This window comes from Actinomadura violacea (assembly GCF_017573465.1).
Taxonomy (GTDB): Bacteria; Actinomycetota; Actinomycetes; order Streptosporangiales; family Streptosporangiaceae; genus Spirillospora; species Spirillospora violacea.
Window position 1 is genome coordinate 100,280 of record NZ_JAGEPF010000020.1, and the last position, 26,008, is coordinate 126,287.

The window sequence follows — 26,008 nt, forward strand, 5'->3', positions numbered from 1 at the left end:
ACCCGCGCCCCGCACCCCGAAACACGGGGTGCGGGGCGCGGGCGGGTCACCTGCCGGCGAAGGCGGCGAGGCTCGTGGAGACGATCTCGGGCCTGCCGTCGTTCTGCTTCGCGGACGCGGTGAGCACGTCGATGTGCTGGTAGCCGGGGGCGATGACGTCGCCGGGCTGCGGGTCGCGGCCGCCGAGCCCGTCACCGGCCTCCAGGTTGATGATCGGGTTCGCCGTGGGGCCGTTGGTGTGGACGGCGTCGTCGGCGATGCCGGGGGCCGTCGCCAGCGCGATGTCGGTGACCATCTTGGTCGGGAAGTAGTGCTCGGTGAAGTCGAGGGGCTGCTCGGCGAGGCTGCGGGCCAGTTCGCCGATGTCGGTGACCTCCTTGGCGGCGGACGTGAACGGGGTGCCGTCCTTGGACGCGGGCACGCCGGCGCCGACCTGGTCGTAGTTCCGCCAGGTGTAGAGCGGGCCGTTCGGCTCGTCCGGGATGGCCTTCTTGTCGGGGCCGAGCAGCTGCGCGAGGCCGCCGAGCCCGATCGCGTCGAGGTCGTTGGGCGCCGGGAACTCCTTGTCGACGATCCTCCCGCCGTCCCAGAACCCGACGCTGGCCTGCATGAACGCCAGCGGCTCGGAGTTGTCGTCGAGGAGGCCGCCGAGCGCCGCCGCGTTGGTGAAGCGGAAGTCCTTCACCGACGGGGAGCCCTTCACGAACGTCGGGTAGTCCTTGGAGAACAGCATCCGGTACGTCGTGTCGGTGTTGAACGAGGACGGCACGTAGGTCGCGAGGTCGGACAGACCGCCCGGGGCGACGTCGGCGGCGAGGCCCGCGATGGACAGCAGGTTCATCGTCTCGGTGTTGATCAGCGCCGGAGCCGAGAGCGCGCGGGGGACGACGCCGCTCTCCAGTCCGGCCTGGACGGCGCCCGCGCCGAACTTCAGCAGCGGCACCAGGTCGGTCGGGATCTGGCCGTCCATGCCGGGCAGGCTCGTGCTGATGCGGGTGTCGAGCGCGAAGTACCCGGAGCACTGGTTGTAGCCGGCGTCGCCGGTGGTGGAATGGTTCCCGTCGAAGTCCCATTCGGCGAAGAACGCGGTCAGGATGCCGCCGAGGGAATGGCCGCCGCAGAGCATCTTCTGCTTGCGGGCCTTCTGGTCCGGCAGTTCGTGGCGCATGAGGTCGTACTGGTCGCGGACGGTCTGCTCCAGCCCGACGTTCTGCAGCCATTTCACCTGGTCGTTGGACTGGTACCCGGCGAACTTCCGGCCGTCGGCTTCTTTGTGCCGGTAGTAGTAATCGACGGCGAGGTGGACGTCCTTCGCGGCGAGCCCGGCCTGGACGCCGGTGTGGTCCTCCAGGCAGTTGGAGCGGCGGTCGAGTGCCCAGAACTCGATGTGCCTGCCGTTCTTCGCGGCGGCCGCGACGGTGTTGCGGGCGACGCTGTCGAAGGCGCCCGCGCCCTCCAGGATCCCGGGCTGCGCGACGAGGATACGGTCGGCCGAAGCCGACGCCGCCGGACCCTTGGCGTCACGGAAGCGCAGGTAGGACAGCCAGTCGCAGGCCGCCGGGTGCGGGCCCGCCGAGGACGGCAGCGGGATCCGCACCCGCACCATGGACTCGGCGACGCCGGTGACGGGCGACCCCGTGGCGACCGGCGTCTCGACCCGGTCGGACGCGGCGGCGGCACCGGCGTGGACGGGCAGCACCGCGGCGGCGACGAGCGCCGACGCGCCCAGCACGGCGAGCCCAGGGAGCCCGCCGAGCCGGCGCGAGGGGCGGCGAACGAGGGGGTGGGGTGGTCGCCCCATCGCGTTCTCCTTCCGGACGCGAACGGATACGGGGCAACAATGAACGCCGTTCGGCCGCCGCGACAGTCGTCCACCGCCACAATCGCCGGGCCGTTCTTGTGCTTCCGGCGATAAAAAAGCGCCTACCGGCCGAGCGACGCGGCGCCGACCGCGCGGATCAGCTCGGCGTACTCGGCGCGCTCGGCGGGCGACAGCGCCCGCTCGTACACGGCGGCGGCCAGCCGGTCGGTGGTCTCCTCCGCCTCGGCCCAGCGGCCCTTGAGCGCGGAGCAGTCCGGGAGGTCGCCGCGCCAGCCGAGGAAGCGCGCGCGGCCCTCGTCGGAGCCGGCGAGCACGGCCTCCAGCGGCGCGAGCCCGGCCGCCGTCGTCGCGACCAGGTGCAGTGCGCCCCGCCACTCCCGCAGCACGTGCACCAGCTGCGCGGTGCGGGCCGGGACGTCGTCCGGCAGCGGCTCGGCCCGCCAGCCGCAGAACAGCGGCAGCCCGGACCCCTCGGCCGCGTCGACGACCCGTCCGGCCAGCTCGCAGAGCCGCTCGCCGCCGGCGTCGCCGACGTGCTCGCGGCCCCATTCCGCGCACGTCGCCGTGTACCGCCGGGCGGCCTCGCGCGCCCCGGCGACCGCGACGCCCTCGTCCCAGAACAGCCGGACGACCTGCGGCGGGAACCAGCCCATCGCGGCCGACACCACGCCGGCGTCCACGTCCCCGAGGACGCCGCCGCGGCCCGCGAAGTAGAAGGCGAACGGGTTGTCATAGCCGACCTGCTCGCCGCGCTCCGGGGTCGCCGGGTCGAGCATCCACGCCGCGCCCACGTCGTGGATGATCCCGTCGGCCGCCCGCACGGTCTCCATCGCGTACAGCCCGCTCATCGCGCCTCCTCCGCTCGGCTCGGTAAGCGGGAGGTTACTCCCGTTCGGCGGCGGGCCGCGCGCCGGGGCGGTGCCAGTCCAGGCAGACCACCACCGCGTCGTCGGCGAGATCGGCGCCCTCGTGGTGCTCGATCAGCTCGGTGACGAGGGTCAGCGGCACCTCCGCCGCGTCCTGCAGGCGGCTGCGCCGGGTCGCCTGCTCCAGCGCGTGCGTGCCGAACTCGCCGCGCGCCGACCGCGCGGAGAACACCCCGTCGCTGACGATGACCAGCCGGTCGCCGGGCTCCAGCCGGAACCGCTGCGGCCGGTACTCGGTGTCGGGGAACATGCCGAGCGGCAGCTGCTGCTCCAGCGGGATCCGGGTCACCTCGGCGCCGCGCAGCCGCAGGATCCGCGGCGAACCCGCGTCGATGACGTGCACCACGCCGTCGGCCAGGTCGATCCGCATCACCAGCGTCTCGGTGAACTCCCGGCCGCCGTAGCGGACGTGCACCATGTCGTTGGCGAGGCTCGCCTGCTCGCCGATGTCGGCGCCGGAGCGGCGCGCGTTGCGCAGCGCCCCGACCGTCAGCGACGTCAGCAGCGCCGCCTGGATGCCGGTGCCCGAGCCGTTGGTGACGGTCAGCGCGAGATGGTCGTGCTCGGCGGACCAGTCGAAGTTGTCGCCGCCGATCGAGTAGGCGGGCTCCAGGTGCCCGGCGAGGCTGTAGCCGTCCCCGGCGCAGGCGTGCCCGGGCAGTAACTGCCACTGCAGCTCGGCGGCCAGCGTGAGCCGCTGGCTGCGGCGGGCCCGCTCGTACCGGTCGGTGTGGTTCCACGCGACCCGCAGCGCCGAGCCGAACAGCGCGCCGATCTCCTCCAGCGCGGTCAGCCCGGCGTCGTCCCAGGCGCCGCCGGACGTCTCGAACTCCAGCACGCCGAGCCGCTCGCCCCGCGCCGTGACCGGGACGAACACCGCCGCACCGGCGCCGTCGCCGTCCGCCGCACCGGCGCCGTCCGGCGGCCCGGGGCGCTCCGCCGGGCCGGGGGCGACGACGGCCCGCCGGGAGACGAACGCGCGTCCCGCCGCCGAGCCCCGGATCCAGATCGGCGCGGCCGGCTCCCCTCCCGCCGGCCGCGCCGGGACCGGGAGGAACGGCTCGACCGGCAGCAGGACGCGCGAGTGGTAGTCGTTCACCAGCAGCCGCGCCCGGCGGATCCGCGGGAGCTCCCGTCCGAGGACGGCGGTCAGCGTCTCCGGGAGCGCATGCGCGGGGGCGGTGCGCAGCGCCCGTTCGACCTCGGCCGCGCGGCCGTGCGTGCTCATTGCGTCCCCATCTCTGTGGTCCGGGCCGTCCGCTCCCGGGGCATGGTTCCTCCGCGGACCGTCCGGCCCGGGACGGGGAACCGCAGGGGAAGACTGTCAAAAAGCTTGCCACATGGCAAATACTTGATGTCGAGGAGCACCCGAATTCCTTCCGGAATCCCGCGGGGGACGGGTGGGGCCGCGCGCCGGCGGGTCAGGCGGTCCGCGAGCCGAGCGCCTCGGAGGCGCCCGCGTCCTGCCGCTCGCGGGCCAGGTCGAACTCGGTGAGCGCGTCGATCAGCCGCCCCCGGGACCCCGGCGACAGCTGCGCCAGCACCTCCCGCACCGCCGCGCGGCGGCGCCGGGTCAGCTCCGAGTACAGCCGCTCGCCCTGCTTGCTCAGCCGGACGATGATCTCCCGCCGGTCCGCGACCGCGCTCTCGCGCACCACGAGCCCGGCCGCCTCCAGCCGGTCGCACAGCCGGCTCGCGGACGAGGGGATCGCGCCGAGCTCCTCGGCGAGCCGGCCGAGGTTCGGCGTGCCGAACCGGGCGATCGCCTCCACGGCGCGCAGCTGGATCGGCGACACCGCCGGCTCCAGGCCCTGGTCGGCGCGGCTCCACAGCAGCGCGGCGGCGCTCAGCACCCGCTCCACGGCGGCGGTGACGTCGTCCGGCACCTCGCCGGCTCCGCCGCCCGCCGGATCGCCGCCCGCCGGCTCCGCGCCCGCCGGCTCCGCCGCGCCCGCCGGGTCGTCGGCCGAGAGCCGCGGTCGTCGCTGAGTCACGCCCCCGCCTTTCCGATCGAGTTCCCTGGCCTCGGCACCCGCGGCACCGTCTCGCGCGTCCGCCGCGGTGGGGCGGGACGGGGCGCGTCGCAGACGGTAGACAACGATAAACGACGACGCCCGTCAGGGGGCGGCGGCCGACGGGCCCGGGCCCGCCCGCAGCCGCGACACCAGGTCGCCGAGCGCGCTCTCGGCGCCCGGGTCGTCCCACGTCCAGAACGGCACGGTGCGCAGGTGCCGGCCCTGCGGGTCCAGCAGCTGCCCGGCGAGCTTCATCTGCCACAGCGCGACCGCCCGGTCGGTGATCGTCAGCTCCGGGAAGCGCCGCCGCAGCGCCGTCTCGAAAGACTGGACGCGCTCCACCGACCGCAGCCACACCACGAACAGCACGTTGTCCGAGCCGGTCAGAGAGGCGCACATCCGGGTCTCGCGCAGCCCGGCGAGCAGGGCCGCGAGCCGCGCCACCTCGTCCGGCGGCGCGCTGCCCCACAGGTACACGCTCACCGGCCAGCCGGACAGGAACCGCGCGACCTCGCAGCGGTACATCAGCGCGCCGCCCCGGTGCATCCGGTCGAGGCGGCGGCGCACCGTGGTCGGGCTGAGACCGGTGCGCTCGGCGAGCCGCGCCACCGGCTGCCGGCAGTCCTCGCCGAGCAGCCGCGCGAGCCGCCGGTCCTCCGCGCGCAGCGCCCAGTCGCCCTCGCCCCGCGGCCGGTCGTGCAGCAGTAGGTCGCGCTGCTCCTTGTCGAGCCGGTCGAGCCGCCACCGGCTGCCCTCGGAGTGCAGGGTGGTGGCGAGCTGGGTGCGGGTCGCGGCGACGCCGTCCAGCCGGCCGAGCCGGAACCCGACGTAGCGGGCGAGCTCGGCGTTGTCGCGCAGCACCACGGTCATCAGCAGGTCCCGGCCGCCGGTGACGTGCTCCAGATTGAACACGTGCGGGTCCTCGGCGAGCGCCGCGGCCACCTCGTGCAGCCGCCCCGGCACGCAGTCGATCTCGATGAACGCGACCACCGGGGTGATCCACTCGACCGCCACCGGGAAGCAGGACAGCCAGGCCAGCCCGGCGCCGGTCAGCCGTGCCCAGCGGCGCGCGGCGGTGGAGGCGTCCACGCCGAGCGCCGCGCCGATGCGCCGCCAGTCGGCCCGCGGCGCGGTCTGCAGGGCGGTGACGAGCATGTGGTCCAGCTCGTCGAGGGTGGTCGATGTCGGCATGCGGCGCGGCTCTCACGGTGGATACCGGCAGAAGCCGGGTGGAAAGGGTTCGACTCCGCACCATACCCCCATGTCTGTCTGTGACGATGCCGCTGACCTGCGAGAAGAACTGACCGAGCTGCGCCGCGCCCTGCACCGCGAGCCCGAGCTCGGCCTCGACCTGCCGCGCACCCAGGAGAAGGTGCTGGCCGCGCTGGACGGGCTGCCGCTGGAGATCACCACTGGCAAGGGCCTCAGCTCGGTCACCGCGGTGCTGCGCGGCGGCGCGTCCCGTCCGGACGGGACCCGGCCCGCCGTGCTGCTGCGCGGCGACATGGACGCGCTGCCCGTCCAGGAGGACACCGGCCTCGACTACGCCTCGGCGATCCCCGGGCGCATGCACGCCTGCGGGCACGACCTGCACGTCGCAGGCCTCGTCGGCGCCGCGAAGCTGCTCGCCGCCCGCCGCGCCGAGCTCCCCGGCGACGTCGTGCTGATGTTCCAGCCCGGCGAGGAGGGCATGGGCGGCGCCAAGATCATGATCGACGAGGGCGTGCTGGACGCGGCCGGCGGGCGCGCCGTCGCCGCCTACGCCCTGCACGTGTTCTCCACCGCGCTGCCGCAGGGCACCGTCGTCAGCCGCGGCGGGACGGCGATGGCCGCGTCCGACGCGGTGCACGTCGTCGTCCGCGGCCAGGGCGGGCACGGCTCGTCCCCGCACGCCGCCAAGGACCCCGTGCCCGCGCTCGCCGCGATGGTCGGCGCCCTCCAGACGATGGTCACCCGCGAACTGGACATCTTCGACCCCGCCGTCGTCACCGTCGGCTCGATCCACGCCGGGACGGCCGGGAACGTCATCCCCGAGACCGCGTCGATGGACGTCACCGTCCGGTCGTTCTCCGAGGACGCGCACCGCAGGGTCCGCGCGGGCGTGGAGCGGACCGTGCGCGGGATCGCCGCCGCCCACGGCGTCGAGGCCGACATCGACTACGTCGAGCAGTACCCCGTCACCGTCAACGCCGCCGGCGAGGCCGCGTTCGCGCTCGGCACCGCCCGCGAGCTGTTCGGGGACACCCGCGTCTTCGACGTCCCGCGCCCGATGGCCGGGTCCGAGGACTTCTCGTTCGTCCTCCAGCAGGTCCCCGGCGCGTTCATCGGCCTCGGCGCCTGCCCGCCCGACCGCGATCCCGCCACCGCGCCGATGAACCACTCCCCGCAGGCCGCCTACGACGACGCCGTCCTGCCCGACGCGGCCGCGCTGCTGACCGAGTTCGCCGTGCGCCGCCTGGGGGACGCGTGACGGCCGCCGCCGGCGCCGCGACCGATGAGGGCGCGGCGCCGCCGGTGCGCTCGGTCACCGCCGTGGTCGGCCTGCTCGTCCTGTTCGAGCTGGTCAGCGGGTTCCTGCAGGCGGGGATCGCGCCGATCCTGCCGAGCATCGGCGACACCTTCGGCGTCTCCGACTCCGCCGTCGCGCTGGTCGTCTCCGTCCAGCTGCTGTCGGCGGCCGTCTGCGCGCCCGCGATGGGCCGGCTCGGCGACCTGTACGGGCACCGCCGGATGCTGCGGATCGCGCTGGCCTGCGTCGCCGCCGGCTCCGTGCTGTGCGCCGTCGCCCCCGCCTTCCCGGTGCTGCTGGTGGGACGGCTGCTGCAGGGCCCGCTGGTCGCGCTGATGCCGCTGGAGATCGCGCTCGTCCGCGACCGGCTCCCCGTCGGCCTCGCCCGCCGCGCGATCGCCCGGCTCGTCGGCGCGCTGACCCTCGGCGGCCTGCTCGGCGGACTCGGCATGGGCATCGCCGGCAAGGTCTTCGGCGACGTCCGGCTCGCCCTCGCCGTCCCCGCCGTGCTCGCGCTCGCCTGCGTCGCGGTGTCGATGGTCGCGATCCCCGAGTCGGTGAGCCGCGCGACCGGACGGGTCGACTGGCCGGGCGTCGTGCTGCTGGGCCTCGCCGTCCTCGGCCTGCTCGCCGGGGTGTCCGCGGCCGGCGACCACGGCTGGCTGAGCGGCCGCGTCCTCGTCCCCGCGCTGCTGGGCCTGGTGCTGCTCGGCGTCTGGGCGTTCGTCGAGCTGCGCACCGCCGAACCCCTCGTGGACCTGCGCGCCATGGCCGGACGGCACGTCGCGCCGTTCTACTTCGCCTCGTTCGCGTTCGGCGTCGTCTACTTCGGCGGCCAGTCCCCGAACTCCACCTTCTTCGCCACCGACCCGGACAAGGCCGGCTACGGCTTCGGGCTCTCCTCGCTGTCGATCGCGCTGGCGATGCTGCCCGCGATGGTCGCCAGCATCGCCGGCTCCGCGTGCACCGCCCGGATCGCCGGGCGGATCGGCTACCGCGGCGCGCTGATCGGCTCGTTCCTGCTGGTCGGCACCGGGTTCGTCGCGTTCGCCGCGGCGCACGCCGCGCTCTGGCAGGTGATCGCCGAGCTGACCGTGATGGGCCTTGGGATGGGCACCGCGCTCGGCGCGATGCCCACGGTGATCGCCGAGGCGTCCGACCCGTCCCGGACGGGCGTCGCCACCGCCGTCTACAACAACGTCAAGACGGTCGGCGGCGCGGTCGCCGGCGGCCTGTTCGGCACGCTGCTCGCCGCCCCCGCCGGACGCGACGACCCCAGCGAGGGCGGCTACGTCGCAGTCTGGCTGATCGGCGCCGCGTTCGCACTGCTGGCGGCGCTGCTCGCGGTCGCCGCCCGCAAGCGCGAGACGTGACGCCGCGTCCGGGCAGGGAATGACGGCGGCATCTCATCGCCATATCCGGGCAAAACCGGGCGGAGCCGAGGGTACGCGCAGTGCAGGCCGGTAAGGGGACACCGGAACGGCCGCACGCGCGCACCCGAGGAGAAGCCATGAACCAGCCGTCCGGCGGCGCGGCCGGCGAGGAACCCGACGTCCTGCTCGACGTCCCCGTCGTCAAGGTCGACGAGGTCGAGATCGAGGTCGACGAGCTGCAGGCCGGGGTGTCGCTGCACGCCGCCGTCCTCGACGTGCTCTCCCTCGGCGTCGGCGCGGACGTCTCGCTCGGCCGCGTCAACCTCACCCTCCGCGGCGTGGAGGCGCAGGCCCTGCTCAAGGTGCGGCTCGACAACGTCGCGCAGATCATCGACCGCGTGCTGACGACGGTGGACGCCAACCCCGAACTCCTCGCCCGCGCGGGGGACGGCGCCAGGGAGGCGGCCCGCGCCGTCGAGGGCCCGGACACCGGCCGCGCCCTGCCGCGCGCCGAACCGGCACGTCCCCGCGGCGACCCCGACGCCCAGCGCCTGCCCCGCCGCCCCCACGTGGGCCGCGACTCCGGCCCCGCGCCCCGCCCGCCCGAATACCGGACCCAGCGTCGACGGCCGGACCCGCGCGAGCCCCGGGACGACCGCGACCCCAGGCGCGAACGCGACCGGCGAGCCGAGCACGACTGGCGCGACCCCTGGGACCACGACGAATGGCCGGACCTGCGCGGGCGGCGAGTTGAACGCGAGCCGCGGGACCAGCACGAGCGGCGAGATCGGCAGGGGCCCTTGGACGAACCCGAGCGGCGGCACGAGCGCGGCCATCGGGACCGGCGGGACCACTGGGACGAAGACGAGCGACCGAGCCTGCGCGGGCGGCCGGACGCGCGCGAGCGGCGAGAGGAGCGTAAGCCGCGAGACGAGCGCGAGCACGATCGCCGAGACCGGCGCGACCACAGGGACCAGGAAGGGCGGCGGAGTGAACGCGAGCCCCGGGAACGGCCGGACGATCTGGCGGCGGGGGAGCTCGTGGGGGCGCTGACCAGGAAGTCCGTGCGTGCAGGCCGAGAGTTGATCGGCGGCGTGCTCAAGCGGCTGCCGGGGATCTGAGGCGAACCGAGGAGGGAACGATGCGGGAACCGGATGTGGAGATCGGCGCCTCCGTCGAGGCGGACGAGGTCGTCTTCCGCGAGAAGCCGGACGTCGAGGAGCAGGCGGGCGCGGCCCCGGAAGGGGAGTCGGGCGCCCGGACGGAGCGGGAGAATCTGCCCCGTCCCGCGGAAGTGAACGTCACGTACCGCGACGTTCGTGTGTCGCATCGGCTGAGTGCGCGGCTGGCCGAACCCGAACCCGAACCCGAGCCCGACGACAACGGCGAGGAGTAACGCCCTGGGGCGGCCCCGGCAGCGGGCCGGCCCCAGGGGCGCGGTGGTCAGTGGGTGGACGCTCCGGCGGGCTGTGCGTGCTGCGCCGCCTTGAGGGCCTCGCGGAGGTTCGCCTCGGCCTCGTTGCTCAGCGACGTCTGCATCACCTCGCCGCCGTACTCGGCGATCTGCGGGATGACGCGGTCCGGCGTGACGGAGATGACCAGCAGGAACAGGACCGCGCCGCCGGGACGGAGCTTCTCGCCGACGTCCCGCATGAAGGAGTCGTCCACGCCGACGTCGGTCATGGAGCCGCCCGCGGCCCCGGCCGCCGCGCCGACGGCGGCGCCGACCAGCGGCGCGAAGAACAGCATGCCGAGCAGGCCGCCCCAGACGCCGCCCCAGATGGCGCCCGACCGCGTGGTGCTGTGGATCTGGTGCAGCTTGATCTTGCCGTCGGGGCGCTTCTCCACCACCGCGGCGTCGCCGAGCGTGATCAGTTTCCGGCGTTGCATGTCGATCAGGCGGTCGCGCACCGTCACCGCGGTGTCGACGTCCGGGTAGGCGACGGCGATCAGATCGCTCACGGCATCCCCCGATGCTCCGGCGCCAGGAGGAATTCCCGCTGGCGCTCCGATATGCGTGAGTTGCCATCATTTCAGGCATATCGCCAAATAATGGCAACCCCATGGCATAGAAGCCTTTCCTGCCGTTCGCCGCGGCTAGCATGGGGATCATGAACGCGCCCGCAGGCCCGCCCGTGGACGACCGGCTCGTCTCCTGGTGGGAGTCGCTGAAGCGGCGGGCCCCGGAGTCCATCACGACCGTCGTCCTGCACGCGACGGAGATCCCGACGCTGGACGAGGCGTGGGACTACGCCGAGCGCAGCGCCACCGGGACCGGGGACGGCACCGGGGTGTGCGGCCACCTCTACGTCGACCGCGACGGCGGCTGCCACCGGTTCGTGCCGCTCGACCGGGTCGCCGCCCACGCCGCCGGCCACAACACCCCGTCGATCGGCATCGAGCTGGTCAATACGGGCCGCCATCCGGACCATTTCCATTCGCGGTCGCAGGAGCCGGACGAGGATTTCCCGCCGGAGCAGACGGCCGCGCTCATCGGGTTGCTGACCGTCCTCAAGGAGACCCATCCCGCGCTCGCCCACCTGGTGCGGCACAGCGACCTGGACCAGGAGACGATCCCCGCGTCCGACGACCCGGACGTGCCGGTGCGGCGCCGCATCGACCCCGGTCCGCACTTTCCCTGGGACGACGTCCTGCGCCGGTGGGAGCGGATGCCCGGCCCGTCCCCCGCCTGACCGGTCCGGCTAGTCCGGGTCGGCGGAGGCGGGGGCGGGCCGCCCGAACCGGGACCGCAGGTCCGCGTCGACCTCGGTGAAGTCGCGCTCCTTGGTCTCCGGGACGAAGCGGCTCACGAAGACCCAGCCGATCCCGGCGATCACCGCGAAGATCCAGAACGTCTCGCCCTGCCCGATCACCTTCGCGATCGGCAGGAAGATCAGGCTGACCACGAAGTTCGCCAGCCAGTTCACCGCGGTGGACGCGCTGGACCCGGCGGCGCGGGCGCGCGGCGGGAAGATCTCCCCGATCAGCGTCCAGAACACCGGCCCGGTGCCGACCGCGTAGCCGGCGATGTAGAGCACCATGCACACCAGCGACAGCCCGGACGACCAGTCCGCGACGAACGACAGCCCGAGCAGCGCCATCATCACCGTCATCGCGCCGAGCGAGAACAGCAGCAGCGGGCGGCGCCCCGACCGGTCGATGACGCGGATCGCGATCAGCGTCATCACCAGGTTGATGACGCCGATGGCGATGGAGTAGACGATCGAGTTGGACGCGGTCAGCCCGGTCTCCTCGATGATCGTCGGGGCGTAGTAGATGATCGTGTTGATGCCGCCGAACTGCTGCACGGCCGCGAGCGCCAGCCCGACGACCAGCGCGGGCCGCACGTCGGCGGCCAGCAGCGTCCGCCAGCCGGCCGCGCCGCCGCCGTCGCCCTCCCGCGCCCGGCCGCGGTCGTAGCGGTCGAGGAGCCGGTCGGCGGTGGCCTCGTTGGTGACGGAGGCGACCAGCCGGCGCGCCTCGTCACGGTCCCCGCGCGCGGCCAGCCAGGCGGCCGACTCCGGCAGCACCCACAGCGACGCCGCGACGATCACCGCCGCGGGCACCGCGCCGATCCCGATCATGGCCCGCCAGTCGCCGGCTCCCGAGAACGCGAGGTTGGTCAGGTAGGCGACGAGGATGCCGATCGTGATCAGCAGCTGGTTGAGGGTCAGCGTGCGGCCCCGGATCTCCTTCGGGGAGATCTCGGAGAGGTACACCGGCACGGTCGCCGACGCGCCGCCGACCGCGAGGCCGAGGACGAGCCGCCCGAGCACCAGCATCGCGTAGCCGGTGGACAGCACGGCGATCACCGTGCCGACCAGGAAGACGAGCCCCTCCAGGCCGAGGATCCGCCGGCGCCCGATCCGGTCGGCGATCCGCCCCGACCCCATCGCCCCGACCATCGCGCCGAGCACCAGGACGCTGACCACGCTGGACTGCTCGAACGAGTTCAGCCCGAAGTCGGTCTTGATGTACAGCAGGGCCCCGGAGATCACCCCGGTGTCGAACCCGAACAGGAACCCGCCGACCGCGATCAGGACGGCCCAGAGCCAGATCTTGCGCAGCCCGTCCGGCGGCACCTCGGCCAGCGGCCCCTCGTAGACCGTCGCGCTGGAGAAGCCCTGCACGTCAGGCCCGCCGCCCGGCCGCGCCCGGTCCACCGCGCGCGGCCGCTCGGAACGTCGTCATCCCCGCTGCCTCCCCGATCGGCGCCGCCGCTGCTGACCCGGCCCTACCCTCCGTGATTGCGGACACACGCACCGTCCGGGTTCCGGGGGGCGCGCTCCAGGCGCCGGTCAGGCGGGCCGCTCGGTGATCCAGACGGCGATCTGGGCGCGGGAGGAGAAGCCGAGCTTGGACAGGATGTGCTCGACGTGCGAGTCGGCGGTGCGCTTGGCGACCGTCAGCCGCTCGGCGATGTCGCGGTTGGACAGGCCCTCCGCCACCAGCGCCGCGACCTGCAGCTCCCGCTCGGTGAGCGGGCACGCGCCGGGCGCGTCCTCGGCGCCGTCCGGGGCGGGGGCCTCGCCGAGCGCGTCCCGGATGGCCTGCGCCGGCGCGAGCCGCCCGCCCTCCTCGAACGCCGCGCGGTAGCGCCGCTCGCCGAGGGCCTCCGCGGCCCGGCCGGTGTGGATCTCCCGGAGCATCGCGTGGTGCGGGCCGAACCACGCGGTCTGGGTGGACTCGCGCATCCGGTCGGCGGCGCCGAGCAGCCGGACGGCGCGGACGTACTCGCCGCCGCTGCACAGGCACCCGGCGACCGCCTCCAGCCCGAGCGTCATGCCGAGCTCGTCGCCGAGGTCGCGCTTGATCCGCAGCGACCGGCGGAGCCGCTCGATCGACGCGGCCAGGTCGCCGGCGAGCCACAGCGCGAGCCCGCACACGAGCATGCCGTAGGAGCGCACCCACAGCTCGCCGTGCTCCTCGCCCGTCCGCGCGCCCTGCCCGGCGTGCGCGACGGCCGCCGGGTAGTCGCCCTTGAACAGGTACGCCACGCCGCGGAACACCTCGACGAGCAGGAACAGCACGTCGGCGCCGGCGACCTCCGCGCTCACCTCGTCGGCGGCGCCGAGCAGCCGCAGCGCGAGGTCGACGTCGCCCGCGAACAGCGCCGCGACGCCCTGGCAGGCGACGACCATGCCCGCGGTGTCCGGGTCGCCCTCGGCCCGTGCCTGCGCCAGCGCCCGGTCGAGCAGCGCCCCGGCCGCGGCGAGGTCGTCCTGCAGCGTCATCGTCAGCGCCGCGACGCCGAGGAACCCCGACCAGCCCTCGCCGGTGGTGTCGCGGACCTCCAGCAGCCGGTCCATCCAGTGCCGGCACTCGCCCGCCATGCCGTGCAGCATCCACAGCCGGCCGAGCGCCTCCATCGCGTCCCGGATCGTCGCGGTCTCCGCGGTCGCCATGACGTGGCCGAGCAGCGCGCGGATGTTGGCGCGCTCGCAGCCGAACCAGGTGAGCCAGCCGGCCTGCCCGGCGCCCGCGAGCTCGCCGCGGGCGGTCCGCAGCCGCCCGGCGTACCAGTCGAAGCAGCGCCGCCGCAGCAGCGCCTCCCCGCCCTGCGCGGCGAGCCGCTCGACGCCGTACTCGCGCAGGCTGTCGAGCATCCGGTACCGCACCTGGCCGCCGCGGTCGGCGCGCTGCACGATCGACTTGTCCACCAGCCCGGTGAGCAGCTCGACGACGTGCTCGGCGGGCAGGTCGTCGGCGGAGCAGACGTGCTCGGCGGCGTCGAGCTCGAAGTCGCCGGCGAACACCGACAGCCGCGCCCACAGCAGCCGCTCGCCGGGCGAGCAGAGCGCGTGGCTCCAGTCGATCGCGGCGCGCAGCGTCTGGTGCCGCGGCACGCTCGTGCGCATCCCGCGGGCCTGGAACAGCCGGCTGCCGAGCCGGCTGAGCACCTGGTCGGCGGAGAACGTGCGCAGCTGCACCGCGGCGAGCTCGATCGCGAGGGGGATCCCGTCGAGCCGGTCGCAGAGCCGGACGACCGCGTCGCGGTTGCCGTGGTGGAGCGTCCAGCCCTGGACGGCCGCGGCCGCGCGCTCGGTGAACAGCTTCACCGAGTCGCACTCCTCGCCGCCCGAGGCGCCGGCGCGGCCGGGGCCCGGGCGGCCGAGCGGCGCGACCGCGATGGTCTGCTCGCCCAGCACGTCGAGCGGCTGGCGGCTGGTCACCAGCACGCGCAGCCCGGGCGCGCTCTGCAGCAGCGCCTCGGCCAGCGCCGCGCACTCGTCGAGCAGGTGCTCGCAGGTGTCGAGGACGAGCAGCACCCGCCGGTCGGCGAGGTGGTCGGCCAGCCGGGACGCGGCGGGCTCGCCGCCCTGCTCGACGAGGCCGAGGGCGTCGCAGACGGCCTGCGCCAGCAGCGACGGCTCGGTGAGGCCGGACAGCGCGACGAAGTAGACGCCGCCGTCGAAGGCGTCGCGCGCGCGGGCCGCGGTGCGGACCGCGAGCCTGGTCTTGCCGACCCCGCCGGGCCCGGTCAGCGTGACGAGGCGGTGCCCGTCGATCAGCCGCCGGACCTGGTCGAGCTCCGTCTCGCGTCCGACGAAGCTGGTGAATTCCGCGGGGAGTCTTCCCGTCTGCCGTTCCAGCGTCACATTCAGCGCCACGCCGTCTCCGAGTCAGTTCCCGCCGGGCTTCCGGCGACCAGAGGGACTCTTGGAGTGTAGTCGCGGCGCTACGGAAGGCGACCTCGAATCGGTAGGGGAGATCGGTTCATCTACCGATGGCGGACGCCGGGCGCTCCGCCAGGATGGGCACCGGCCGCAGGGGGCACGGGCCGTTCCGGTGACGGGGAGCGCGGCGCTCCCGCGCGGTCCGCCTGCCCGGCGGCCGGGGATCCGGGGGGAACCCCCCGGCCGCCGGGACCTGATCCCCGCCATCGTCACCGTGCTGTCGGCGCCGGTGGCGGTGGCGGGCTCCAGGACGCGCGCGAGCACCGTTCCCGCTGGTTACGCGGGGTGACCGCGCCATGGCATAAGTGACCTCTTGCCCCTTTTGGCACTCAGTGCCACTATGGCGTGGACCGCTTATCGGCCCGATGGCAGCGCAGCCGTTGTCCGCCCGAAATGGCCTTCCACCCCTGCGTCGCCGGGTCTGACCCATGTGGAGGAAGAAGCCATGGCGCGTTCGGCAGGCATGCGTTTGACAGGCAAGGTCGCTTTCATCACCGGCGCGGCGCGCGGGCAGGGGCGCGCGGAGGCCGTCCGGCTGGCCTCCGAGGGCGCCGACGTCATCGCGGTCGACCTCGTCGGGTCGGCCAGCTCCTACGTCCCCTACGAGCCCGCCGCCCAGTCCGACCTGGACGAGACCGCCAAGCTGGTGGAGGCGCAGGGGCGCCGCGTGGTGACCCGCAAGGCGGACGTGCGCGACCTCGCCGCGCTCCAGTCGGCCGTCCAGGACGGCGTCGCCGAGCTCGGCCGGCTGGACGTCGTGGTGGCCAACGCGGGGATCGTGAACTACGGCCGCACCTGGGAGCTCGAAGAGCAGCAGTGGCAGGACGTCATCGACACCAACCTCACGGGGGTGTGGAAGACGGTCAAGGCCACCGTCCCGACGCTCATCGAGCAGGGCCAGGGCGGGTCGATCATCATCACCAGCTCCGTGGCCGGGCTCAAGGGGCTGCCGTTCCTCGCGCACTACGCCTCGTCCAAGCACGGCGTCGTGGGCCTGGCGAAGGTGCTGGCGAACGAGCTGGGCGAGCACGACATCCGGGTCAACACCGTCCATCCGCACGGGGTCCGGACCGGCATGACCGCCGGGAAGATGACCGAGCTGCTGGAGCAGTCCCCGATGCTCGGGCCCATCTACATGCCGACGCTGCCCTACGAGATGGTCGAGCCGGAGGACATCGCGAACATCGTCGCGTTCCTGGCCTCCGACGAGGGCAAGTACATCACCGGCGCCCAGCTGCCCGTCGACCTCGGCGCGCTCAACCGCTGATAGAAGGCGTCAGCGGAGATCGCGGCCGGCCGGGCGGACGGCCGCGATCCACCGCGCGGCGGCCTTGCGCGCCCGGTCGCGGACGGACGGGAACGACTCGGGGAGCCGGACCTCCGGGAGCAGGGGAGCGGCCGAGCGCGCGCGGGCGGACGCCGCCGTCACCCCGGACCCGTAGGCGACGTCCTCGGCGAGCCGCAGGACCGTGTAGCTGACGGGGTCGATGGCGGGCCGCTGTCGCGCCCATTCCAGCGCGATCGGCGCGAGCATCGCCGCGGCCGCCGCGCGGGCGACCCTGCTGCGGCGCGAGGCGGCGAGCGTGAGCAGGCCGAGCGGCCACCACTCGCGGCGCAGCGCGTGCCCGATCGCGGCGGCGTCGGCGGCGACGCCCTTGCCGACGATCGCGGCGGCCAGGCTCCAGTCGGCCGGCAGCCGCGACAGCCGCCTCGCCAGCAGCGCCGCCGTCACCGCCGCGACGCCGGCGGCCGCGCCCGGACGTCCCCGCGCCAGCAGCGCGAGCACGGCGAGGTTCCACGCCGACGGGCGGGCCGGCGCGAGCCTGCCGGGATGCCGCCGCGCCAGGTCGGCGGCGGACGTGCCGTACTCGTGCCGCCGCTTCGCCCAGGTCGCCGGGTGCAGCCGCGGCGTGTGCGCGACCCGCGCGGCGGGCTCGTACCGGACGTTCCACCCCTGGTCGCCGAGCCGCCAGACGAAGTCGACGTCCTCGCCGAGCCGCAGGTCCTCGTCGAACGGGCCGTCCGGCACGGCCGCTACCCGCACGAGCAGCGTCGCGGTCGGCACGAACCCGAGCCGGCCGCCGGGGCGGACCAGCGCGGGACGCACCCCCATGTCCAGTGCCGAGCGCGCGGTCTCGTAGCGCGCCAGCAGCCCGGTGTCCGCCGACAGCGGGACGATCCGGGGGGCGACGGCGGCGACGCGCGGGTCGTCGAAGTGCGGGACGAGGACGTCGAGCCAGCCGTCCATCGGGCGGCAGTCGGAGTCCACGAACGCGGCGAACGGGGTCTCCACCAGGCGCAGTCCGGTGTTGCGCGCCGCCGCCGGGCCCCGGTTGCGGGAGTGCCGGACGAGCCGCGCGCCGTACTTCTCCGCGACCCGCCGCAGCGGCCCGGGGGCGGGTGAGGCGTCGTCCACGACGATCACCGGCACGTCGCCGACGGCGGCCAGCGACCGTTCCAGCTCGTCGGCCCGCTCGTAGGCGGGGATCACGACCGTCACGTCGTGCGGGCCGGGGCGCGGCGCCGGGAGCGGGTCGGCCATGCCGAGGTCGAGGAGCCTGCGGGCCAGCGCCCGGCCGAGCGGCGAGGGGTCGGCGAGGCCCGCCCGGCCGGCCCGGCGCAGTGCCGCCAGGTGCGGGCGCGCCGCGTCCGCGAGCCGCACCACCTTCCAGGGCGCGCCGCCGGTGGCGACGCGCCCGCCCGACCAGAGCGAGGTGTCGCGGGCCAGCGCGATCGGCAGGCCGTCGGGTAGCCGGAACCGGTTCTTCGGCGCGCTCATGGCCGGGGAGCCGCCGGGTCGAGGAGCCGGCCGCGCTCGTCCGCGCGCCCGCCGCCGATCCGGCGGACGACCGACGCCACCATCGCCGCGACGATCTCGCGGCCCCGCTCGGCGGACGCCCCGGCGGGGTCGCCGAGCACGCCGGACGGCGAGACGGCGCGGACGCCGCCCGCGACCAGCTCCGGCATGATCGCGGCGAGCGGGCGGGTGTCCCCGGTGACGGCGTCGAACGGCCGCACCAGGTCAGGGGCCAAGTGCAGCATCACGGACGTCTCGGTGAAGCCGGCGTGCGCGTCGCCGCCGGGGACGCCGCAGCCGACCCAGCCGGCGTCGTGCCCCTCGATCCGCATCCGGCCGGCGGCGGCGTCGAGGGTGGGGACGTTGCCGCCGTGCCCGTTGACGAAGACGACCCGTCCCGCCCACAGGGCGAGCGACCGCACGGTCTCCACGAGCACCGAGGTCAGCGCCTCGTGCCCGATCGAGACCGTGCCGGGGAAGTCGGCGTGCTCGCCGCTCGCCCCGAACGCGATCGGCGGCGCGACGAGCACCTGCCCGCGCGCGTCCGGCCGCAGGGCGTCCGCCGCGCGCGCGGCGACGGCTTCGGCGATCACCGTGTCGGTGGACAGCGGCAGGTGCGGCCCGTGCTGCTCGCACGAGCCGACCGGCACCAGGACGAGCGGGGCCGCCCGGACGTCCGTCCAGGCGGCCCCCGCCAGGTCAAGGGAACCGGCCACGTCAGCCCGCAGAACCGCCGCCGCCGCCGAGCGTCAGCGCGAAGCCGGGCGGGACGACCAGGTCGTCCGGGTTCAGCTCGCCGGCGGAGGAGTGGCCGAGCCCGAGCACGGCGGAGTCGAGGCCGCCGCGCATGATGTCGAGGACGTTCTCCACCCCCGCCTGCCCGTTCGCGGCCAGGCCCCACAGGTAGGCGCGGCCGATCAGCACGGCGCGCGCGCCGAGCGCGAGGGCCTTGGCGACGTCGCCGCCGCGCCGCACGCCGCCGTCCAGGAGCACCTCGATCTGGTCGCCGACCGCCTCGGCGATCGACGGCAGCACCCGGATCGTGGCGGGCGTCGTGTCGAGGTTGTTGCCGCCGTGGTTGGACACCGACAGCGCGGTCACCCCGGCGTCCACCGCGCGCTTGGCGTCGTCGACGCGGGTGACGCCCTTGAGCAGGAACGGGCCGCCCCACTCCTCGCGCAGCCACGCGACGTCCTCCCAGGTGGGAGGCGGCGTCTGCATCCACTCGCCGTACGCGCCGAAGAACGTCGGCGCGGGGCCGTTCGGCGGCTTCAGGTTCGGGGTGGTGAGGTCCGGGATCCGGCCCTCCTTGGCGAACTTCCACAGCCAGCCCGGGTGCGGCAGCACGCCCGGCGCGAGCTTCGCCGCCGTCTTGAAGTCGATCTTCTCCGGGATCATGGGGCTGCCCCAGTCCCGGCCGTTGGAGAACGACCAGTCCAGCGTGGCGATCAGCGCCTTCGCGCCCGCCTTCTTCGCGCGGTCGAGGCGCTGGATCATCGCGTCCCGGTCGCCGCTCCAGTACATCTGGAAGAAGACGTTCGGGTTGGCCTCCGCGACCTCCTCCACGGGCTTGCTCGCGAACGAGCTGAGCCCCATGATCACGCCCCGGTTCGCGGCGGCCCGCGCCACCGCCACCTCCCCGTCGGGGTGCACGGCCTGCACGCCGGTGGGGGAGATGAGCACCGGCATGGAGGTCTCCACGCCCATCACGGTGGTGGACAGGTCGCGCTCCGCCTTGTGCCCGACGACGCGCGGCGCGAAGCCGAGGTCGCCGAACGCCTTGGTGTTGGCGTCGATCGTCCGGCCGCGCTCCGAGCCCGCGACCAGCGCCCCGTAGACCATGTGCGGCAGCCGCCGCTTGGCCCGGCGCTGCGCCTCGGCCACGGTCTCGAACCACGGGTTCTTGAACATCTCGATGTCTCCAGGATGGGTGGGCGGGGCGGCGGCTAGGTCAGCCGCAGCCCGGCCAGCGGGTTCTCCTCGCAGGCGCTCACCGGCGGACGCTCCGGGCGGCTGGTCATCAGCGTGACCGGCACCGGGCGGCGGCGCGGCGGCGAGGTGCGGTGCGAGTGGTCGGCGGACGGCTTCGGGATCCCCGCCCGGTCCTCGGGACGCCGCGCCAGCAGCGTCTCGCCGTGCCCCTGCACGCACTCGGGGTCCGGGCCGTCCAGCGGCAGGCCGGTGAAGAACTTGGCGGCCATGCAGCCGCCCTTGCACGTGTCGTAGAACCCGCAGGACGCGCACGCCCCGCCGGTCTGCGGCTCGCGCAGGTTCCGGAACAGGTCCGACTCGCGCCACACGCGGGCGAACCCGCCCGGCTGCCGGATGTTGCCCGCGAGGAACTCGTCGTGGATCGCGAACGGGCAGGCGAACACGTCGCCGACCGGGTCGATCAGGCAGACGACGCGCCCCGCGCCGCACAGGTTCAGGCCGGGCAGCGCCTTGCCGTAGGCGGACAGGTGGAAGAACGAGTCGCCGGTCAGCACGCTGTCGCCGTGCGCGACCAGCCAGTCGTACAGCTCGCGCTGCTGCTCCTGGCGCGGGTGCAGCTCGTCCCACACGTCCGCGCCGCGGCCGGACGGGCGCAGCCGCGTCAGCCGCAGCTGCGCGCCGTACTCGTCGGCGATCGCCTTGAACGCGTCCATCTGCGGGATGTTGTGCCGCGTGCACACCACCGACAGCTTGAAGTTCTTCATCCCCGCGTCGCGCAGGTTCCGCATCGCGCGGATCGCGGTGTCGTAGGAGCCGGGGCCGCGGACCGCGTCGTTGACCTCGGGCGTCGCGCCGTCCAGCGAGATCTGCACGTCGACGTAGTCGTTGGCGGCGAGCCGCTCGGCGACCTCCGGGGTGATCCGGACGCCGTTGGTGGAGAACTTCACGCCCACGTGGTGCGCGGTGGCGTAGTCCAGCAGCTCCCAGAAGTCCGGCCGGACGGTCGGCTCCCCGCCGCCGATGTTGACGTAGAAGACCTGCATGGCCTCCAGCTCGTCGATGACGGCCTTGCACTCCTCGGTGCTCAGCTCGCGCGGGTCGCGCCGCCCGGAGCTGGACAGGCAGTGCGCGCACGACAGGTTGCAGGCGTAGGTGAGCTCCCAGGTCAGGCAGATCGGCGCGTCGAGCCCGTACTCGAACAGGTCGACCAGCCGCGTCCCGGACCGCTGCGCGGGGTTCTGCGGAGCGAGGGTCATGGGGTCCTTTCCACGAGCATGGAGGAGCCGGCGAGGGCGCCGAGCGCCGCGCCGAACCTCGGCAGGTCCGCCGCGGGCACGCCGGCCCGGCTGCACGCCTCCCTGGCGGTGGGCGCCTCCCCGAGGGACCGCACGACCTCCAGGAGCCGGCGGTCCTTCAGGAACGACAGCTTGCGCGTCCCGAAGTGGTAGAGGAGCGCGCCGAAGGGCTCGGGCCGCACCGAGACCTGCGGGTGCAGGTCCCAGGCGCGGTCGAGGTCGAGGTCCGGCACGGGCCGAGTCATGGCGGACGGCCTAGTAGACGCCGCACATGCCGTCGATCGAGACCTCCTCGATCAGCGACTCGGCGACGTCGATGTCCTGGGCGCGGTCGTCGGCCTGCTCGGCGGCCTGGTTCTGCGGAGCGGTGTTCTCCATGGGTCCTCCTTCGTGCGGCGTGCGACGGCCCGGCCGTTCCGGCGTGCGGCGCGGCTCGTACCATCGGTCCTGGACGGATACTAAATGCATCGAGTGCCATAAAGGAAGGTTCCGCTCCATGATCCGCCGGAATCCCGGGTGAGCACCCTGTCCCCGCGCCGGCCCGACGTACTCGTGGTGGGGGCGGGCGGCAGCGGCGCCGTCCTGGCGGCCCGGCTCAGCGAGGACCCCGGCTGCGAGGTGCTGCTGGCCGAGGCCGGGCCTGTGCCGTCCGAACTTTCGGACTTCCCCGGCGGGCTGCTGGACGCGCGGCTCGTCCCCGGCGCGCAGCCGGGCAACCCCGCCGTCCGGACGTTCCCGGCCCGCCTCGCGCCCGGCCTGCCCTACGCGGCGGCGCGCGGACGGTTCCTCGGCGGCTCGACCACCGTCAACGGCGGCTACTTCATCAGGGCGCGGCGCGAGGACTTCGACCGCTGGTCCGTCCACGGCGACCTGTGGTCCTACGACCGGGTCCTGCCGCTCATGCGCGCGCTGGAGACCGACCTCGACCTCGGCGCCACCGCGCTGCACGGCGGCGACGGCCCGGTCCCGGTCCGCCGCACCGACCTGGGCCATCCCGCCGCCGCCGCGTTCCAGGCCGCCGCCCGCTCCCTCGGGCACCCGGACGACCCCGACAAGAACGCCCAGGCCGCGCCCGGGTTCGGCCCCGTGCCGTCGAACACGGTGGACGGCCGCCGGATCAACACCGGGATCGCCTACCTGCTCGGCGAGGCGGCCCGCCGGCCCAACCTCACCGTCCTCGGCGACTGCGTCGCGCGGTCGGTCGTCGTCAGCCGCGGCAGGGCGACCGGGGTGGTCCTCGAACGCGGCGGTCGGCGGACGGTGCTGGACGCGGGGCAGGTCGTCCTGTGCGCGGGCTCGCTCTCCTCACCGCACCTGCTGCACCTGTCCGGCATCGGCCCCGCCGACGACCTCGCCGCGCACGGCGTCCCCGTCGTGCACGACCTGCCCGCCGTCGGTGCCGCGCTCAGCGACCATCCGCAGGTCACCGTGGAATGGACGCCGCGGCGGCCGCTGCCCGCGCCGTCCGGTACCTGGCTCGGCGGCGCCCTCCATCTGCCCTCGTCCGGCGGCGCCGCGGCGGGCGACCTGGAGATCCTCCAGTCCCTCGTGCCGGTGATGGGCCTGGTCGGCGGGACGGCGTCGGTCCCCGGCGCGCCGCTGCCCTTCCTCGTGTCGGTGCTGACGCCCCGGCGCGGCGGGACGCTCCGCACCGTCTCCGCCGACCCCGACGTCCCACCGCGGATCACCTATGGCTACCTGGACACCGAGGACGACCGGCGCCGGATGCGCGAGGCGGTGCGGGCGGCGGGCGCCGTCGTCGAAGCACTCGGGGATATCTCCGGCGGCCCGGTCGAACCCGCGCCCCGTCCCCTGGACGACGACGCCCTGCTCGACGCGTGGATCCTCGCCCGGCTCGGCACGTCCCAGCACACCTGCGGAACCGTCCCGATGGGCGGCGCCGTCGACGGCCACGGCCGCGTCCACGGCCTGACCGGGCTGCGCGTCGCCGACACCTCGATCCTGCCGGACGCGCCGCTGCGCGGGCCCGCCGCGACGGCCGTCCTCATCGGCGAGGTGATCGCCCGAGCGGTCCGCGCCGGCGGCTGATGCCGCTCGCGTCACGCCGATTCCAGGGCTACGCCGACACCGAGCCGGCGCCGTCCGGTACCGCCGACAGGCCCGCGCTCACCTGCCGCAGCGCCTCGTCCAGCACGTCGGCCAGCACCGTGTCCTCACCGGACGCCAGCCAGAACTCGTACGCGGAGACGCACGCGGACAGCACGACGTTGCCCGCGAGCCGCGGCACCAGCGCCGACGCCGGCGCGCCGGTGCGCCCGGCGACGAACGCGGTGATCACCGACCGCCAGGACGCGTACCGCAGCGTCGCGTCCGCCTGCAGGGTCGGCACCCCGAGGATCAGCTGCATGCGCTGCCGGTGCCACGGCACGTCCTGCGGGTCGAACCGGTTGAACTCGACCACGGCGCGGCGCACCGCGTCCATCATCGGGGCGTGCGGGTCCGCCTCGTCGAGCAGCGCGCGCAGCCTCCGCAGCTGCCCCTCGAAGTCGCCCCACACCAGGTCGTTCTTCGAGGAGAAGTAGCGGAAGAACGTGCGCCGCGCGATGCCGGCCGCCGCCGCGATGTCGTCGACGGTCGTCGCGTCGAACCCCTTGCGCGCGAACAGCTCGAACGCCAGCCGCTCCAGGACGGCCGGCGAGGTCGCGCGCGGCCTGCCCATGGCCCGCTGGCGGCCGGCCGTCCCGCCTTCCGAGGTCACGCCACCAGGGTCCCACGGCCCGCACGGGTCCGCACCTAGAAGACCGGCGTGCCGTTCCGGACCAGCCTCCAGTTCTCCACGTGAAACGACTTCGGGTCGATCGTCCCCGCCGCGGACGCGTACGCCACGATCGCCTCCCGGATCGCGAGCTGGGCGTTGTAGACGACCGGGGCCGTCGTGATGTGCGGGAAGCCGCCGCCGCCGGACTGGCGGTAGTTGTTCACCGCGACGACGAACTTCTGGTCGTCCGCGACCGCCGTTCCGTTGAAGGCCAGATTGCGGATCCGCGACCCTTCCGCCTGGGCGATGTCGATGTCGTACGTCACCCCGGAGAACTGGTCGTAGTTGTAGTCGGGAAGGTCGTGGGCGTTCGTCCACGACGCCGGATCGACCGGGTCGGACGCGGCGACCTGCTTGTAGTACCGCGCCGAGTATTCGAGGTAGTCCTTGATCTGCGCACCCGTCAGGACGCTGCCGAGAAGGGTGTTGTCGTAGATGTAGAGCCCGGCGATGTCCTTGATGGTGACCTTCCCGGCGGGAAAGGTCGCGAGGCGGCTGAACGGCGCCGCGATCGAAACCACCGGAAGGGTCGCGTACTCGGTTCCCGCCACGGCCTCGGTGACCTTCGCGGTCTGCACCGCGTTGACGTAGTCGAGGATCGCGGTGTCCTTCCAGCACGACTCCGCCGCCGACATCTCCTCGGTGGACGTCGCCACGACCTGGTTCACGTAGGCGACCACCGCGTCGTGCTGCTTCTTCACCAGCCCGACGAGCGCCGGGTCCTCCTCGACGGTGTTCGTGTTCACCGTCGTCGCGGACTTCCCGACGACCTTCCACCGGCCCCGCTCGCGCCGCAGCGTGAGGTCGAACACCGACAGCCGCTCGCCCCAGCACTTCGGCTCGCTCATCACCACCGGCTCGCCGGTGGTCTCGTTCGTGACGAACCGCTCGGGGACGTCGATGTGCGCGTGCCCGAACAGGATCGCGTCGATGCCCGGGACCTGCTGGGCGACCATCGCCGACGCGTTCTCCACCGGAATGTCGCCCGTGTAGGACGACAGTCCGCTGTCGCCCGCGTGCGCGCTGACGACCATGACGTCGACGCCCTGCGCCCGCACGATCGGAACCCATTTCTTGGCGGTCTCGACCAGGTCGAGGAAATCGAGCTTCCCGGACACGTTCGCCTTGTCCCAGATCGCGACGCCAGGATTCGTCAGGCCCAGCAGCCCGACCCTGATCGGCGGATGCCCCGGCACGTGCATCCGCTTGATGACGTAGGGGCGGAACGCCGGACGGTCCGTTCCCGCGTGCACCGCGTTAGCGGCCAGCACCGGCGCGTCCATCTGGCTGATCCATTTGTTCAGGAACGGCAGCCCGTAGTTGAACTCGTGGTTGCCGAGCGCCACGGCGTCGAATCCGATGGCGTTCATCTGCGTCGCCATAGGGTGCGTCTGGCCCGTCTTGGTGATGGGCTCCACGGTCGCGTAGTAGAAGCCCAGCGGGGTGCCTTGGATGGTGTCCCCGGCGTCGAAGAGCAGCGTGTGACCGCGCCCGCGCTGCCGGCGGATCTGCTTCACCAGGCTCGACACCCGCGCCAGCCCGACCACGTTCCCGGCGCTGTCGCTGTACGCCGCATCCTTGTAGTAATCCCAGTCCAGGGCGTGGCTGTGGATGTCGGACGTGCCCATGACGGTGATCGTCACGTCGCGTCCGGGCCGCCTGCCGGGCGTCACGGCCTCCGCCGACCCGGGCCATCCCGCGAGGGCCAGCGCGCCGGCGGCGGTCAGCCCGCCGAGGGCCTGCCGGCGGCTGAGGCCGTGCCGATGGCCCTCATGGCCGCCGGCCGGCTCGTCCGGCACTCGACACGAACACCAGCGCGGCGCCGGGCCCTGCGGTTCGTCCATCACACGTCCTTCCGAGGGTGCCAAGGGAGACGACCCGTC

General features: G+C 74.2%; 23 protein-coding genes. 7 read left to right on the forward strand and 16 right to left on the reverse strand.

All coding sequences use genetic code 11. The features are described from left to right. Positions 1-46 precede the first annotated feature (46 nt). The 5 genes from J4709_RS31310 to J4709_RS31330 form a co-directional block, all read right to left on the reverse strand. A complete protein-coding gene (locus J4709_RS31310; protein ID WP_232384304.1) occupies positions 47-1,801 on the reverse strand; it encodes a hypothetical protein in 1,755 nt (584 codons plus the stop codon). A 122-nt stretch (positions 1,802-1,923) separates the two neighbouring features. Further along, complete coding sequence (locus J4709_RS31315; protein ID WP_208246020.1) at positions 1,924-2,670, reverse strand: SCO6745 family protein; 747 nt, start codon at positions 2,668-2,670, stop codon at positions 1,924-1,926. Between the two features lie 34 nt (positions 2,671-2,704). Further along, positions 2,705-3,976, reverse strand: a complete 1,272-nt coding sequence (locus tag J4709_RS31320; protein WP_208246022.1) for a PP2C family protein-serine/threonine phosphatase — start codon at positions 3,974-3,976, stop codon at positions 2,705-2,707. A gap of 193 nt (positions 3,977-4,169) precedes the next feature. Further along, the gene (locus tag J4709_RS55840; protein ID WP_208246024.1) at positions 4,170-4,742 is read right to left on the reverse strand and encodes a MarR family winged helix-turn-helix transcriptional regulator; all 573 of its coding nucleotides are present in this window, start codon (positions 4,740-4,742) and stop codon (positions 4,170-4,172) included. Between the two features lie 123 nt (positions 4,743-4,865). After that, positions 4,866-5,954, reverse strand: coding sequence for an Lrp/AsnC family transcriptional regulator (locus tag J4709_RS31330; protein WP_208246026.1), 1,089 nt, complete (start codon positions 5,952-5,954; stop codon positions 4,866-4,868). Between the two features lie 70 nt (positions 5,955-6,024). On the opposite strand from J4709_RS31330, the gene J4709_RS31335 reads away from it, so the two are divergent. From J4709_RS31335 to J4709_RS31350, 4 genes are all read left to right on the forward strand, one after another. Beyond that, the gene (locus J4709_RS31335; RefSeq protein ID WP_208246029.1) at positions 6,025-7,233 is read left to right on the forward strand and encodes a M20 metallopeptidase family protein; all 1,209 of its coding nucleotides are present in this window, start codon (positions 6,025-6,027) and stop codon (positions 7,231-7,233) included. Further along, complete coding sequence (locus J4709_RS31340; RefSeq protein ID WP_208246031.1) at positions 7,230-8,645, forward strand: MFS transporter; 1,416 nt, start codon at positions 7,230-7,232, stop codon at positions 8,643-8,645. Before J4709_RS31335 ends, J4709_RS31340 begins: the two co-directional genes overlap by 4 nt. A gap of 137 nt (positions 8,646-8,782) precedes the next feature. Then, positions 8,783-9,766 (forward strand): hypothetical protein, encoded by a 984-nt coding sequence (locus tag J4709_RS31345; protein ID WP_208246033.1) that lies wholly within the window; start codon positions 8,783-8,785, stop codon positions 9,764-9,766. Between the two features lie 20 nt (positions 9,767-9,786). Next, positions 9,787-10,041: a hypothetical protein gene (locus J4709_RS31350; RefSeq protein ID WP_208246035.1), complete on the forward strand. Its 255-nt coding sequence runs from the start codon at positions 9,787-9,789 to the stop codon at positions 10,039-10,041. Between the two features lie 47 nt (positions 10,042-10,088). On the opposite strand, the gene J4709_RS31355 is transcribed toward J4709_RS31350, so the two are convergent. Next, positions 10,089-10,607 carry a DUF1269 domain-containing protein gene (locus J4709_RS31355; RefSeq protein WP_208246037.1) on the reverse strand — a complete coding sequence of 173 codons (519 nt, stop codon included), beginning with the start codon at positions 10,605-10,607 and terminating at the stop codon, positions 10,089-10,091. 149 nt (positions 10,608-10,756) lie between these two features. Between J4709_RS31355 and J4709_RS31360 the strand changes: the two genes are divergently transcribed. Further along, the gene (locus tag J4709_RS31360) at positions 10,757-11,338 is read left to right on the forward strand and encodes an N-acetylmuramoyl-L-alanine amidase (RefSeq protein ID WP_208246039.1); all 582 of its coding nucleotides are present in this window, start codon (positions 10,757-10,759) and stop codon (positions 11,336-11,338) included. 9 nt (positions 11,339-11,347) lie between these two features. Here J4709_RS31360 and J4709_RS31365 read toward each other — a convergent pair whose 3' ends face one another. Together J4709_RS31365 and J4709_RS31370 are read right to left on the reverse strand one after the other, a co-directional pair. Then, complete coding sequence (locus tag J4709_RS31365; protein WP_307801691.1) at positions 11,348-12,808, reverse strand: sugar porter family MFS transporter; 1,461 nt, start codon at positions 12,806-12,808, stop codon at positions 11,348-11,350. A gap of 135 nt (positions 12,809-12,943) precedes the next feature. After that, a complete protein-coding gene (locus J4709_RS31370; RefSeq protein WP_307801693.1) occupies positions 12,944-15,256 on the reverse strand; it encodes an ATP-binding protein in 2,313 nt (770 codons plus the stop codon). A gap of 511 nt (positions 15,257-15,767) precedes the next feature. On the opposite strand from J4709_RS31370, the gene J4709_RS31375 reads away from it, so the two are divergent. Next, positions 15,768-16,589, forward strand: a complete 822-nt coding sequence (locus J4709_RS31375) for a mycofactocin-coupled SDR family oxidoreductase (protein WP_232384305.1) — start codon at positions 15,768-15,770, stop codon at positions 16,587-16,589. Positions 16,590-16,598: 9 nt separating this feature from the next. Here the strand turns inward: J4709_RS31375 and mftF are convergent, their stop codons facing one another. From mftF to mftA, 6 genes are read right to left on the reverse strand one after another with little or no spacing between them, the layout of a single operon-like run. Then, a complete protein-coding gene (mftF, locus tag J4709_RS31380; RefSeq protein ID WP_208246042.1) occupies positions 16,599-18,101 on the reverse strand; it encodes a mycofactocin biosynthesis glycosyltransferase MftF in 1,503 nt (500 codons plus the stop codon). After that, positions 18,098-18,835 carry a mycofactocin biosynthesis peptidyl-dipeptidase MftE gene (gene mftE / locus J4709_RS31385; protein WP_307801694.1) on the reverse strand — a complete coding sequence of 246 codons (738 nt, stop codon included), beginning with the start codon at positions 18,833-18,835 and terminating at the stop codon, positions 18,098-18,100. The genes mftF and mftE overlap by 4 nt, the downstream gene beginning before the upstream one ends. Before the next feature lies 1 nt (position 18,836). Continuing rightward, positions 18,837-20,030 (reverse strand): pre-mycofactocin synthase MftD, encoded by a 1,194-nt coding sequence (mftD, locus tag J4709_RS31390; RefSeq protein WP_208246044.1) that lies wholly within the window; start codon positions 20,028-20,030, stop codon positions 18,837-18,839. Positions 20,031-20,065: 35 nt separating this feature from the next. Beyond that, positions 20,066-21,307, reverse strand: a complete 1,242-nt coding sequence (mftC, locus tag J4709_RS31395; RefSeq protein WP_208246046.1) for a mycofactocin radical SAM maturase — start codon at positions 21,305-21,307, stop codon at positions 20,066-20,068. Next, a complete protein-coding gene (gene mftB, locus J4709_RS31400; protein ID WP_208246047.1) occupies positions 21,304-21,591 on the reverse strand; it encodes a mycofactocin biosynthesis chaperone MftB in 288 nt (95 codons plus the stop codon). The genes mftC and mftB overlap by 4 nt, the downstream gene beginning before the upstream one ends. Before the next feature lie 10 nt (positions 21,592-21,601). Then, positions 21,602-21,724 carry a mycofactocin precursor MftA gene (gene mftA / locus J4709_RS31405; RefSeq protein WP_208246049.1) on the reverse strand — a complete coding sequence of 41 codons (123 nt, stop codon included), beginning with the start codon at positions 21,722-21,724 and terminating at the stop codon, positions 21,602-21,604. 138 nt (positions 21,725-21,862) lie between these two features. Between mftA and mftG the strand changes: the two genes are divergently transcribed. Further along, the gene (gene mftG / locus J4709_RS31410) at positions 21,863-23,395 is read left to right on the forward strand and encodes a mycofactocin dehydrogenase MftG (RefSeq protein ID WP_208246051.1); all 1,533 of its coding nucleotides are present in this window, start codon (positions 21,863-21,865) and stop codon (positions 23,393-23,395) included. Between the two features lie 28 nt (positions 23,396-23,423). Here mftG and mftR read toward each other — a convergent pair whose 3' ends face one another. Next, positions 23,424-24,065 (reverse strand): mycofactocin system transcriptional regulator MftR, encoded by a 642-nt coding sequence (gene mftR, locus J4709_RS31415; protein ID WP_246342853.1) that lies wholly within the window; start codon positions 24,063-24,065, stop codon positions 23,424-23,426. A gap of 35 nt (positions 24,066-24,100) precedes the next feature. Beyond that, complete coding sequence (locus tag J4709_RS31420) at positions 24,101-25,969, reverse strand: bifunctional metallophosphatase/5'-nucleotidase (protein WP_208246053.1); 1,869 nt, start codon at positions 25,967-25,969, stop codon at positions 24,101-24,103. Between the last annotated feature and the right edge of the window lie 39 nt (positions 25,970-26,008).